Genomic DNA, 12844 nt, shown 5'->3' on the forward strand with positions numbered 1-12844 from the left:
ACAAAAAGGGCTTCCAATCCCTGCGAGGAGATGGAAGCCCTTGGAGTGCAAGATGCTTTTGGTTAGATGAGGCCGAACCGCTTTACAAAAGCTTCAGCATTCTGGATCGAGCCACCAGCTGCGCCCTTGACAATATTGTTGACCAACAGAAGGAAACCAATCTTGTTGTTCTTCTTCTTCAAGCGACCAGTGTAGACAACCATGCCGCTCGGATTGCCCCAGAAGGCATACTTGGGTTGGGGAAAGGTGTTGTCGCTGCCGTACTCAACCGGTAGTTCTGGTGTGGAAGGAAGATCTGCAACTTCCTTGAAGTTGGCCCAATCCTGGATAATATCCTCCACCTCTACATCCTGCTCGAAATCGAGCCAGACAGCTTCGAGGTGTCCGAACATGACCGGTACGCGAACGGTATAGCAATATACCTCGGGGCTGATGGTAAGAATCTTCTTGATCTCTTTTTCAATCTTCTCTTCCTCACCTTTGATGAAAGGAATGCAGTTGTCGGTGATGTCGAAGGAGGAAAGGCCGGGATACCCTGCACCGCTGACACTCTGATAGCTGTGGATCATGATGTTCTTGATCCCGTACTTGCGCAGTGGAGCGAGTGCCATGGCCAAGCCGGTGGTGACACAGTTGGCGTTGGTTACCACAAAACCAGACTGCGGATAGCCCTGGTCCTTGATCAAGTCGAGCTGTTCAACATTGGTTTCGGGAATCAGGATGGGGACGTTGCTCTCATAGCGCATGGAAGCAGCATTGGAGAATACGTAGAAACCAAAGTCACGCAGTTGCGGCTCCGCTTCACGGGCAACTTCTGCAGGAAGGGCTGAGAAAACAATCTGGACACCGGCTTCCTTCATTGCTTCCATATTGAACTCTTTCACTTCCACTTCCCGTACGTTCTTGGGCATTTCAAAGGGCATGACCCAGTGTACGGTAGAAGCATATTGCAAGCCAACGCGGGAAGCTGATGCTGTGGCATATGCCAATTCAAACCAAGGATGATCGGCGAGCATCCACATAAATACCTGGCCAACTGCACCAGTAGCACCCATTACGGCAACTTTTATTTTCTTGTCCATCTACGGTTCTCCTAAACGGCAAAAGGCCGTTCATGTAAGCTAAAGTATCCGTACGGTACTGTTTTTTCGTGAGTTTTTCAAGTGTTTGGTAACAAGTAATTGAATTTTTTAACAGATTGTTATTATATTAACACATGATTTCAACATAGTGAACAGCCGAACGTTCTCAAAAGCATAGCGAATTTGTACGCTTTTGTACAGAATTCCACTACCTTCCAAGTTTTGCAACTTCTTGCACTGCGAAGGTAAAGGCGATCCCGCTACCGGGTTTTTGCATGCACGAAAGGCCGGCAATCGCCGCTAAAATATTGTGTGTATCGTCGCGTTTCACGAACATGAGCAAAAGCTCTTTTTCTGCAACCAATGTCGAGCCGTAAAAAGCAATATCATCAGGCAGTGCAGTACCCCGGCCATCGATGATGGTTCCCCCGCCTGCTCCAACCTTTCTGGCGGCGCTCATGATGTCATCGCCATACCCATTGGTGCAGATAACATTGATCAGGTCCCACTCACCACCCTTTTGCGGTGTGCTTGGTGTCCCATCCCATGAAGCAGTGACAGCAGCAAGGATTCCGTGAACATGCCGATCAGAGAGCAGAGCCTCCCATACTGCGGGCTTCACCGCCTCCGAGACCACTGTCATCAGAATTTCCTTATGAGAGTCTCCTAAGCCTAGAAGGCACAAGAACGAATTGGAAGCCGTACCCCGTCCGGTAAGGATGGTACCACCCGTACTGCCGGCCCGCTTGGCCGTCAGCATCAGAGCATCGGCCTTCCCTTCCTCAACAATTGCAAATAACAAGGTATTACTCATATGCCCTTTCCTCCTTTCGCAGCTGCCATCTTCTTTTGTGTCCGTTTGTACACGAGGCCAAGAAGTTCGACGATGACCACGGGGGTCATGGAAACAAATATGATTACACCGAACGCATCGCTAACAGGATTGCCCCCCATTGCCACCGATGAACCGATGGCAAAGGAAAGGATGAATGTCGAGGCCATGGGGCCGGAGGACACGCTGCCGCTGTCAAACGACAGTCCTACGAACAAGTCGGGGACCCAGAAAGAGAGCAATACGGCCAAGGCATAGGTGGGGAGAACAAAATACCAGATGCTCAGGCCGGTGATCACCCTCACCATGGAAAGAAATCCGGAAAGCCCTACTCCGATTGCCAGGGCGCCAAGCATGACTGGTTTCTTCAGATGGCCTTGGGTTATAACCTGCACCTGGTCCACCAGAACCCAGACTGAGGGTTCACTGAGGACGGTTATGGCCCCGATGACAGAGCCCACCACCAAAAGAAGATAGGGATTGAACATTCCTATGGTGTACCCGATTTGATAGCCGACGGGAATAAAGCCTCCATTGGACCCCACAAAGAAGAGCGTGAGACCAAGAAAGAGGTAGATGAAACCAATGCCGAGACGAACGAGCTGGCCCAAGGGCATTTTCAAGAGAAACACTTGATAGAAAAGGCACAGCAGCAAGAGCGGCACGAGTGCCTTGGAAGTCATAATGATGCTTGGTAGGAACAGGGAGGGAAAATTGCCGTCAATGGCAATACTTACTTCTGACGGTCCCGCTGAACCTCCTCCTTGCGTGAAGAGGGCAAGGATTGCAATGGCAAGCGTAGGCCCGATGAGCGCAAGGGAGACATAGCCGAAATTGTCAGCGTCGTTTTGTTTTTTCTGGACACGGGCGATACCTACACCGATGGCGATGATGAAGGGAACGGACAGGGGACCGGTTGCGGCTCCTCCGCTGTCAAAGGCGATGCCCATCATCTCAGACGGACCGAAGATAAACAGAATAAAAATCAACGTGTAGCTGATCAGGTAAATCCAGCGAAGCGACAGATGAAATATTACCCGGGCTATACCGATCATAAAATACAAGCCTACACCGAGGGCTATCATGGCTATGAGGCTGGCGGCCGACAAAAAGGGATTCACCCCTTTTATCTGTTCCACCAACACTACAATATTTGGTTCTGCCAGTATGATTACCACACCAACAACAAGGCCGGTTCCCAGAAGGACAATAAGGTGTTTGGATTGCATTGCAGCCGATCCAATTTTCTCTCCGATGGGCAACAGGCCGATTTCGGTTCCCAGCAAGAAAAGGGAGAGCCCACCAATAATGCAAGCACCACCGATAAGGAAGGAGACCAGAGACCCTTCAGGCAAGGGCGTAAGAAAGAAATGCATAAGGGTTACGAGCACAAGGATGGGGATTATGGACGAGCCAACTTCCTTGAGCTTCTTGAGCAACTCCATGCAATCCTCCTTGTGCTGGAAATAGAAACTTTCCTTCGTGGAATGAGATACTTTATGTGTTAATTATACAAAGAATTATTACTCTGTAAGTAAAAAAAGGTCAAGCCGGCAAAAATAGAATTCTTTTGAACCTACTTGACTTATTGGTTTTCAATTCGTATGATACCCTCTGTTATTGCCTTGGGGGTGTAGCTCAGTTGGCTAGAGCGTTTGAATGGCATTCAAAAGGTCAGGGGTTCGATTCCCCTTACCTCCACTAAGAAGTCGTTGTGAAAACAACGGCTTTTTTCATTTTGTGACATCCTCCCTGTTGCATGGACACGGCTAGATAGTCGTATATTCCGTGCAAATGCAACATATATCCTTTACTCAATACATTTTAGCACCTAACACAAACAGCGGAAATATGTACTATATACAAGCTTGACCGTATACACGTTGTGAATGTGCATACGGCCAAGGAGGAGGAATATCACCCCGACACTGGGGGAGCCTGTCTAGCGGGCGAACGTAACCCGAATCAAAGTTTAGGGTGCGGGCTGCGTCACCGTAGCCTGATCAAGGGCAATGGAAGTCTGGGCCAGCAATCTTCCATTCATACTTGCACCGGTTCCCACCTCAACATTGGTTTTACCCAATATAATTCCCTCAAAGTGGGAAGTTGCTCCAAAGCTCACGGAACCAGCTACCTGCCAGAAAATGTTTTTTGCCAAAGCTCCACCGGCAAGCGTCACCTGCAAGGCGCTGGCCAACGTAAGATCCCCATCAATCTGAAGAATCCAAGTGTCAGTCGCCGAACCGGTGAGGGTGAGATTAGCCCCACTGATATTCACCGAGCTTGTCCATTTGTAGAGGCCGGGGGCAAGATTCTGACCACCGATTAAACCAGACATGAGGTTTAGCTCATCCGGAAGAGTTCTGCCGGCTGCAAAGGTATACGCTGTCTCCATATCTGCTACTGCGGTAGTCAAGTTTGAAGGCGTAGGCGAAGTCATGTCAGCGGCATAGAGCAGGCCGGTGACCTGTGTTGATGTTGCCGATGTTCCATTGAGGGTTTCGGAGAATCCTGTGTAATAGGATGTTGCCGTCGGGCTTAATCCCAAGTCCCCGGTGATAACAGAAGAAGGGACTGTCGAGACTCCGGATTTTGCCAGTATCACAAAATCGCCGGCTGATCCCAGATCAACTACTGTAGAGCCGATGCCAGTAGAGGGAATTCCTCCCTCACATCCGATAAACGAGACTGCAAGTATGATAATTGCAAACATTGCTACGAGAACTCTTCTTACATTTTTGGTTTTTTTCATGGAAATCCTCCGGATCTCTTGCTTCGATGTACGTACTATTTCCGTACTGTTTTACTACTGTGAATGAGATGCATCCTTCTCTGCAGACGCCTAGCTGACAGAAACTGAACTCAAGTGAGAGCACGATTCTGAATACACCGGTACTTGGGTATAGAGAGGCTAAGAAGAACGATGTTTTATGGAATGTGTGCCAACGAATTCTGTGCAAAGTCCTTGCGTTTACAGAAAATACGGTTGGCGGGACTTACGCTGTGCTGCGTAAACCTTCTCTAAAAGGAGCCTGATACTTCAAAGACACCTTCTCTACATACATCATCACATAGATAGAACATATTGTCAAACAATATAAATTAATTTCTATCAATTAAACTAAATTTTTAACATTAATTGCTTATTTTTATTAATGATTGGCATTAAAATCTAATTTTTGGTACTTTTACTCACTATTTCATAGGCATGCTTGGATGGAAAAGGGGGACCCAAGCCTTTACATACAAGCTCTTACCGATTATTCATGCTTTTTCTTATACAGGAAGATGCTTTTTGTATTGCTATCAGGATTTTTATAGAAGCACATAATCAGCAGTTCTTCCAGGGCACTGAACATACCCACAACAACAAGTATTGCAGTAAATGTGCCTTTTGCTGTCAATAAGATCAGGCAGACGGCTCCTACTACCAGTATTCCGGTAAGTTTGTTTCCATACGTATGCAATGAATAGGTGGCATGGTTCTTAATGGTGCAAACAACAAGAGAGAGGGTTTTGATTACAAAAATTACATAGATGCCCACTATGTATTTCTGGACTATGTTCATCTGGTAGCGCACGACATACAGAACCAAGGCGCTGAAAAACACCAAATCACCCAAGGAGTCAAGGCGGGCTCCCAAGTCACTCTCACAGTGCAGTCGACGTGCTAAAAAGCCATCGAGGACATCAGTAAGGCCTGAGGCGACAATAATCCAGAACAAGACAAGGGGATGCTTCATTGCAAAGAACATTCCGAACGATAAAGCAATTCGAGAAAGAGAGAGCAAATTGGGAATGTTCTTTACTACTTGCATCTCGTATCCCTCGCAACAAGAGCGTTCAATTTCCTATAAGTAATTCAGAATAGCCTGATAGCTCTCCATAATCTTCTTTTCGTCCAGTGGCTTCTTGCTGGTATTTGCCGTCACCACTACGGTATAGCGGTTCTTCTGCGTGTCCTCCAAATAGGTGGTGAGATTGAGCACGCCTGGTTCACTGCCCCCTTTAAAGGCTACCCGTTGCCAGCGCTCCTTGGTTGCCAGACCTGCATTGACCGTCATCAAATCCAAGCTCTGCAGCCGCTCTATCAGCGTCGCAAGTTCTTTGGCAGTCATGAACCACTCCACATCGATGGCAACAGGGTCACCAGAGAATAGACCGGCATTCGGAAGCTCTCTCTCTTTCAATTCCTCGAGAAGAAGGAGCCGCTGGCTTACCGATGAGGAACGAAACCTTGCCAGAATGTCACTGTTTTTTGGATTCTTCAACTTGAACATTTCAGATGTGGACAACGTCGGCTTGCTATGCATCAGGTATCGGTCCACATTCTGTCGACCCACCAAGGACAAGAGGGCATCGGCGGCAGTGTTGTCACTTTGGCTGATCATCAATGTAGCCAACGTTTCAATGGTAAGTTGAGAACCGACCGGCCAATCCTGCAGAATTCCCGTAGGAAGGCTTTTATACGCCTTCTCCAGCCTGACGCTCTGACCCCATTGCATCCGATTTGCCTTAACTGCGTCATCAAGGGCAGCCAATACGCCCAACTTGAAAGCAGAGCCCACGGCAAGCGGGACATCAGCCTGATAGGAGGCCAAGGTCTGCCCATTCCTACGGATGAGCACCGATGTCTGTGCATCCAAATCGGTTATTTGTTTTACGCTGTCCGCAAGGGTAAGCTTCGAGCTGATCACTTCGGTAAATTGCAGACCTGCAACACTGCCCTGCCCATCGAGGCTGATATAGGCAGTCACCGTACCTTGCTCAAATACTATGGTATAGGGATTGGAAGTTCCCTCAACCTGCTTGAAGGTACCCAGCTGCATGGTGAGCTGAACCAGCAATTGCTGCATGCTGCTCAAAGGAACCGCGGCCTCGAATTGCTTGGTATAGGTAACACGGGCAGGACCTTCATGAAAGATGTCGGTCAAGACCTTTGCCTCATCGGCAAAGACAGCCGTCCCAACTACGAACAGAAGGATGAGTATGAGCGCTAAGCGTTTATAGGTATGCATGCCATACTATGTACCCATGACAATCTCTTTGTAAAGCAACAATCTGCGTTGAAATACCAAGCAGACAGTATTTTTCCTTGAGCCCCAAGACGTACGCACCCGTATACAAGATTTTTCCCAGCAAAGAAACTATCTGTCTCTCTTTGTTATGTATATTAGGTACTTACTGCATTGACAGGCTCCAAAGGCGTGCTATACTGGTGACAGGTGTTACGTAACACCTACCCAGAATATAGGTAGGTAGTATCACAGATTTACTAAGGAGGAATGAAAAAAATGAGGAAAAAACTGTTGAGCATGGTGGCAATAAGCCTCATGGTCGTCCTGGCAGCCGGTTCAGTATTTGGTGCCGGTACCAAGGAAGCGTCGAGCGAAACAACCGTCAACATGTTCCAGCTCAAAGTTGAGATCAAGGACGCCATTGATGGATATGCCGCCAAGTACACGGCAGCCACCCCCGGGGTGACGGTGAAGGTCGAGACCCTCGGCGGCGGTGCCGACTACGGTGGGGCACTTAAGGCAAAGGCACAAGCTGGACAAATGCCCGATATCTTCGTCATTGAAGGCCGCGGCGGCTATGACATTTGGAAAGACTACATTGCCGACCTAGGTGATCAGAGCTGGGTTGCAGATACCGACCTTGCTTTCAAGGTGGATGGAAAAGTGTATGGTTTCCCGGTTGCAATCGAAGGCTACGGATTGGCATACAATGCCGACATTCTCGCCAAGGCGGGTATTGATCCGGCAAAGCTGACCACCCGAACAGCATACGAGCAGGCATTCAAGACGTTGGAAGCCAAGAAAGCCGAACTCGGAATTGATGCACCCGTTGCCATGGCAGCTTCTGTAGCCGGTGGCATGTGGTGGGTAGCCGCACAGCACAACTTGGCTGCATATTGGGGTGGTGGACTTGATTTCAATGACACCAGCATCATCGATATGGCCCTGCAGGGAAAGCTTGACGATGCCCGTTTCCTGCAATATGCAAAGTATCTGCAGCTGCTGTTCAAGTATGCCGACCAAAAGATTCTGCTCAACGGCAGTTATGACGACCAGGTCGGAGCATTCGCACAAGGCAAGACTGCATTCCTGCACCAGGGCAACTGGGTCGATCCCAACCTGAAGCAGCTCGGCGTCACCTTCAAGATCGGGTATGCCCCGCACGCATTCCTGGATGCAGAAGAGAAAGGTCTGTATCTGTTCGCCCCGAGTTGGTATTGCGTCAATGCAAAGAGCCCCAATGCAGCTGCTGCCAAGGCTTTCCTGACTGCAATGGCAACCACCGCCGACGGACATGACTACATGGTCAACAAGGCCGGTATGATTCCTGCGTTCAAGTCAGTGACTTTGAAGCCCGCCGGACAGTTGAGCCAGGCTTTGATGGCTGCAAACGCCAAGGGCGGCAATTACGGCGTATTCTTCGGCATGCTTCCCGACGGAGCTGGACAGAACGTCTTTGGTCCGATCTTCGACCTGTTTGCACAGAACCAGAACAATCTCAACCAGTTCATCGCAGACATGAAGAAAGCGGTCGCAAGTCTACCTACCATGTAATAATCGTCTCGGTTCTTGCACAGGAGTATGTCCTGTGCAAGAACTTCTGCAGGTTGATCCGGGGAGCATCAAATGAAACAGAATCGTGCCGTCAATATTTTGTTCGTGGCGCCTTGCGTGCTGACCTTTCTCATGGTCATCGTCATACCCTTCTTCTTCGGCTTGTACTATTCACTGACGAACTGGAATGGGGTAAGCGACGATGTTATGTTTGTCGGTTTGAAGAATTTTAGCAATCTGATGGCATCACCGGATTTCGTCTACTCCTTTCTGATTACCATCGCCTACACACTGATAAACATCGTGTTCATCAATGTCGTGAGCTTCGTTCTCTCCCTTGTTGTCACCAGCAAAATCAAACGAAGAAATTTCTACCGTTCCGGGTTCTTCGTGCCCTACCTTATCGGGGGAATCGTACTGGGCTATATCTGGCAATTCATCCTGAACAATATTCTTGTAGAAATCGGGACGACCTATGCCATACAGTTTTTCCAGACATCGTTTCTCAGCCTTCCCCATACGGTCATATGGACCATGGCTGTAGTGAATACCTGGCAGTATGCCGGATACATCATGTTGATTTTCGTAGCTGCCATCCAAAGCATTCCGTCCTCCCTGATGGAGGCGGCCAATGTCGATGGAGCAAGCTATTTTTCCCGGGTCATCCATATTTTGATGCCCATGATGGCAAATGCTTTTACCATTTCCATTTTCTTGACATTGACCACCTCGTTCAAGCAATTCGACATGAACCTGACGTTGACCAACGGCGGACCTGCCACCCGCTTTATGGACACCCCGATAAAGGCAAGTCAGTTGTTGGCTATGAATATCTTCAATACAGCAACGGCAAACCGAATGGCTGAGGCCCAAGCCAAGGCCGTGGTTCTGTTTCTTGCACTCTTGGTAGTCTCCCTGATCCAGGTAACGGTGAATAAGCGCAAAGAGGTGGAGATGTGATGAAAACGCTATACACAGGCAAAAAACAGAGAATTTTCAAGCCGGAAATGGTCCTGTTGGAAGTACTGACCATTCTACTCTTCGTGCTTTTCATGTTTCCCTTTTTCATGGTTGTACTGAACTCGGCAAAAACCTCGAAAGAGATCATTTTCAACGCCATTGCTCCTCCTGCCAGTTGGGCTCAACTGGGAACCAATGTTTTGTTGATTTTCAACAATCCGACGGTGGACTACCTCGGAGCCTTTGTCGATAGCATCCTGATTACGGTCATCTCACTGTTGGTAATTGTAATTTGTTCTTCCATGGCTGCTTGGGTCATGGTACGAAACAAGACCCTTTGGTCTACCATTCTCTTCATGGCTTTTGTTTCAGCAATGGTCATCCCCTTCCAGGTTCTCATGTATCCTTTGGTCCGCTGGATGCGAATCAGCGGGAACTTTTTGCATATCCGACTCCTAGGAACCATACCGGGTATTGTATTTGCCTATTTGGGTTTTGGCAGTCCCCTCTCCATTTTCATCTTTCACGGGTTCATCAAGAACATCCCCTTGGAGATTGAGGAGTCGGCGACCATTGACGGATGTCCGAGAAGCACGGTTTTCTTCAGGATTGTATTTCCCTTGTTGCAGCCGATTATTGTCACCGTCCTCATTCTCAATGGAATCTGGATATGGAACGATTATTTGCTGCCCTTGTTGGTGCTGGGTTCCAATGGAAGTGTACAGACCATACCGATTGCAGTCACGGCTTTTGCTGGTGCATACCTGAAGCAGTGGGATCTCATTCTTACTTCAACCCTGATCGCCATGCTTCCAATTATAGTATTATACATTTTTGCTCAACGATACATTATCAAGGGTATGGTAGAAGGATCGATAAAATAGAGGGGAGACGCGACATGAAAATTGTTCTGGTTGGCGCTGGGAGTATCCAGTTCGGATTAGGTACACTCGGGGATATTTTCACCAGTACTACGCTGAAGGGTAGTGAAATAACCTTGCTCGACATCAATGCAAACGCATTGGACGTAGTGCTGCAAACAACAAAGGATTTTATCCAGGCACACAAACTTGTGTATACGGTGAATGCCACCACCGACCGCAGAAAGGCTTTCCAAGGGGCCGATTTCATCATCAGCTCAATTGAAGTCGGAAACAGATTCCAGATGTGGGACGAGGACTGGAAAATACCCCTGCAGTACGGGGTGCATCAGGTGTACGGGGAGAATGGCGGACCGGGCGGCGTTTTCCATTCCCTTCGCATAGGCAGGGTGATTCTTGACATTGTCAAGGATGCCATGGAAATCTGCCCCAACGCATGGATTTTCAATTACTCCAATCCGATGACCGCCATATGCACAACGGTCAAGCGGATGTATCCCGAGGCAAAATTCGTAGGAATGTGCCACGAAATCGGCTGGTTGGGACGTTGGCTGCCCCGCATGCTCAATAGGGATCTAAAGGACCTGCACTATAGAGCCGCAGGCTTGAACCATTTCAGTTGCATGCTCTCCCTCACCGACCGAAAAACCGGCAAGGACCTGTATCCGGAAGTGTTAGAGAAAGCTGAAGCTTTCTTCGAACGTGAACCTGGATATAGTGACTTGTACGATGCATACCGGAAAACCGGCACGCTCGATGCGGCTGAGAAATTCGAGAAGGAAGCAGTAAGCCAGAAGAGTGCCTATGAATGGGCGGATCGTCGCTTGGTGCAGTTCATGCTTAAGAACTACCATTTGCTGCCCATCACAACCGATAGTCATTTCGGTGAGTATCTGAGCTGGGCTTGGGATATAGTCGACCATAGGGGCATCCTCGATTTCTACGATGTCTACAAAGTCATGCTGTCCCAGGAAGTCCCCCACGAAATCCGTTTGGAGACTTCCGAACGGGTTATTCCGATCATCGACGGGATTCTCGGTGATGCAAACTATGAGGAAGCTGCTGTCAACATCCAGAACAATGGGCTTATCGCCGATCTGCCATCCTGGTTGGTTGTTGAGGTTCCTGCCATGATCAACAAGACGGGAGTGAATGGGATCAAAATGGATGGAATGCCCAAAGGCTTTTTGGCATTGCTCCGTTCGTACGCCGGTGTGTATGACTTGACCGCCGAGGCGATCATACACAGGAAAAAAGAATATGCCATCCAGGCCTTGCTGGCAAACCCAGTGGTGAACCAGGCCTCGTCACTAGAGGCATTGCTCGATCGGATGATCAGCAAGCAGGAAAAGTGGTTGGGATATTTGCAGTAACAGCGACAGCGGATGGGAGTATACTTCCATCCGCTGAATTTTGTATGATGGCGCCATGTCAACAATCAAGGAAATTTCCCGAAAAGCCGGAGTAAGCCCCACGACCGTTGCAAACGTTGTATACGGTCGCACCACCAAGGTATCTCCCGCAATCCGAGAGAAAGTGCAAGCAATACTTGAAGCTGAAAAATATACTCCCAACATGGGAGCCATGATGTTGCTGCGCAATAATTCCAAAATTATCGGCGTGATCATGTTCACCGAGCCAAGGCATAATGAAACAGTTCTGGAAGATCCGTTTTCTTCAGCCATCCTTGGAGCAATGGAACGGGAGATACGCAGCAACGGTTATTACATGATGCTGTATATCTCAAGCGATGAAGAGGAAGTTGTCCGTCTCTCGAAAGCTTGGAAAATGGATGGACTGGTGTTGGTCTGGGTTCCTGGTACTATTTGCAGAATCATCAATTCCAGTATCGATGTTCCCTTGGTTTACATCGATTGCTTTTTCAATGATGAGGATCATGTCTATCACAATATCGGGTTGGAAGACAGGAAAGGGGGCTATGAGGTGACTAAGCATCTCCTCTCGATGGGACACACCAACATAGTATTCCTTCCTTGCAATCCCATTTTCCCCGGCGGCGACTCTGAACGTTTTTCTGGATGCAAGGATGCCTTTGCAGAACAGGGAATGGTTCTCTCTGATACAGCAAGGGTGCCCCTGCCGTATGACCGCACAAAGCGTGAGAAAATCTATATGCAGCTCGCCGGCAAAGATGCAGGGTACACCGCTTTGGTGTTCTCCTCGGATTACTATGCCTCCGAAGCCCTTACCTATCTGCAGGAACATGGATTTCGCATCCCCCAGGACATTTCGATCACCGGCTTCGATGACAATATTTTTTCCCGGCTGGTGACTCCGCGGTTGACAACCGTCCATCAGGATTCCAGTAAAAAGGGCTTGCTTGCCATACAGATGCTTATGAGACTCATACAGGGTCAGGACGTAGAGCCTGCCAGAGTAACCCTCCCGATTTATTTACAGATACGGGATTCAGTGAGAAAACTCTAGTTTCAAATCTCAGCCATCGACTGTTGATTCACTGCTGCCCCATCGGCCTTGGCGATGGGTGGTTTCGGT

The 12844-nt window shown here is 48.6% G+C and carries 11 protein-coding genes and 1 tRNA gene; 6 read left to right on the forward strand and 6 right to left on the reverse strand.

Translation table 11 applies throughout. The features are described 5' to 3' along the window. Positions 1 to 62: 62 nt before the first annotated feature. The 3 genes from asd to SPIBUDDY_RS13775 form a co-directional block, all read right to left on the reverse strand. Complete coding sequence (gene asd / locus SPIBUDDY_RS13765; protein WP_013608378.1) at positions 63 to 1082, reverse strand: aspartate-semialdehyde dehydrogenase; 1020 nt, start codon at positions 1080 to 1082, stop codon at positions 63 to 65. A gap of 208 nt (positions 1083 to 1290) precedes the next feature. Next, positions 1291 to 1896 carry a hypothetical protein gene (locus tag SPIBUDDY_RS13770; protein ID WP_013608379.1) on the reverse strand — a complete coding sequence of 202 codons (606 nt, stop codon included), beginning with the start codon at positions 1894 to 1896 and terminating at the stop codon, positions 1291 to 1293. Continuing rightward, the gene (locus tag SPIBUDDY_RS13775) at positions 1893 to 3359 is read right to left on the reverse strand and encodes a DUF1538 domain-containing protein (RefSeq protein ID WP_013608380.1); all 1467 of its coding nucleotides are present in this window, start codon (positions 3357 to 3359) and stop codon (positions 1893 to 1895) included. Before SPIBUDDY_RS13775 ends, SPIBUDDY_RS13770 begins: the two co-directional genes overlap by 4 nt. Before the next feature lie 182 nt (positions 3360 to 3541). Here SPIBUDDY_RS13775 and SPIBUDDY_RS13780 point away from each other — a divergent pair. Then, positions 3542 to 3615 (forward strand) — tRNA-Ala (locus SPIBUDDY_RS13780). A gap of 271 nt (positions 3616 to 3886) precedes the next feature. On the opposite strand, the gene SPIBUDDY_RS13785 is transcribed toward SPIBUDDY_RS13780, so the two are convergent. The 3 genes from SPIBUDDY_RS13785 to SPIBUDDY_RS13795 all read right to left on the reverse strand — a co-directional run bounded on the left by SPIBUDDY_RS13785 (position 3887) and on the right by SPIBUDDY_RS13795 (position 6932). Further along, positions 3887 to 4666: an ice-binding family protein gene (locus SPIBUDDY_RS13785; RefSeq protein WP_013608381.1), complete on the reverse strand. Its 780-nt coding sequence runs from the start codon at positions 4664 to 4666 to the stop codon at positions 3887 to 3889. A gap of 508 nt (positions 4667 to 5174) precedes the next feature. After that, a complete protein-coding gene (locus SPIBUDDY_RS13790; RefSeq protein ID WP_013608382.1) occupies positions 5175 to 5732 on the reverse strand; it encodes a CDP-alcohol phosphatidyltransferase family protein in 558 nt (185 codons plus the stop codon). A gap of 33 nt (positions 5733 to 5765) precedes the next feature. Further along, positions 5766 to 6932, reverse strand: coding sequence for a serine hydrolase (locus SPIBUDDY_RS13795; protein ID WP_013608383.1), 1167 nt, complete (start codon positions 6930 to 6932; stop codon positions 5766 to 5768). Between the two features lie 276 nt (positions 6933 to 7208). On the opposite strand from SPIBUDDY_RS13795, the gene SPIBUDDY_RS13800 reads away from it, so the two are divergent. From SPIBUDDY_RS13800 to SPIBUDDY_RS13820, 5 genes are all read left to right on the forward strand, one after another. Further along, the gene (locus SPIBUDDY_RS13800) at positions 7209 to 8486 is read left to right on the forward strand and encodes an ABC transporter substrate-binding protein (RefSeq protein ID WP_013608384.1); all 1278 of its coding nucleotides are present in this window, start codon (positions 7209 to 7211) and stop codon (positions 8484 to 8486) included. Between the two features lie 72 nt (positions 8487 to 8558). Further along, the gene (locus tag SPIBUDDY_RS13805; RefSeq protein ID WP_013608385.1) at positions 8559 to 9446 is read left to right on the forward strand and encodes a carbohydrate ABC transporter permease; all 888 of its coding nucleotides are present in this window, start codon (positions 8559 to 8561) and stop codon (positions 9444 to 9446) included. Further along, entirely contained in the window at positions 9446 to 10330 is an 885-nt protein-coding gene (locus SPIBUDDY_RS13810; protein ID WP_013608386.1) for a carbohydrate ABC transporter permease, read from the forward strand. The genes SPIBUDDY_RS13805 and SPIBUDDY_RS13810 overlap by 1 nt, the downstream gene beginning before the upstream one ends. A gap of 14 nt (positions 10331 to 10344) precedes the next feature. After that, entirely contained in the window at positions 10345 to 11700 is a 1356-nt protein-coding gene (locus SPIBUDDY_RS13815; protein ID WP_013608387.1) for a family 4 glycosyl hydrolase, read from the forward strand. 55 nt (positions 11701 to 11755) lie between these two features. Next, on the forward strand, positions 11756 to 12775 hold the full coding sequence (locus SPIBUDDY_RS13820; RefSeq protein ID WP_013608388.1) for a LacI family DNA-binding transcriptional regulator: 1020 nt from the start codon (positions 11756 to 11758) through the stop codon (positions 12773 to 12775). The last annotated feature ends 69 nt before the right edge of the window (positions 12776 to 12844 follow it).

Origin of the sequence: Sphaerochaeta globosa str. Buddy, assembly GCF_000190435.1 — a bacterium.
GTDB classification, from domain to species: Bacteria; Spirochaetota; Spirochaetia; order Sphaerochaetales; family Sphaerochaetaceae; genus Sphaerochaeta; species Sphaerochaeta globosa.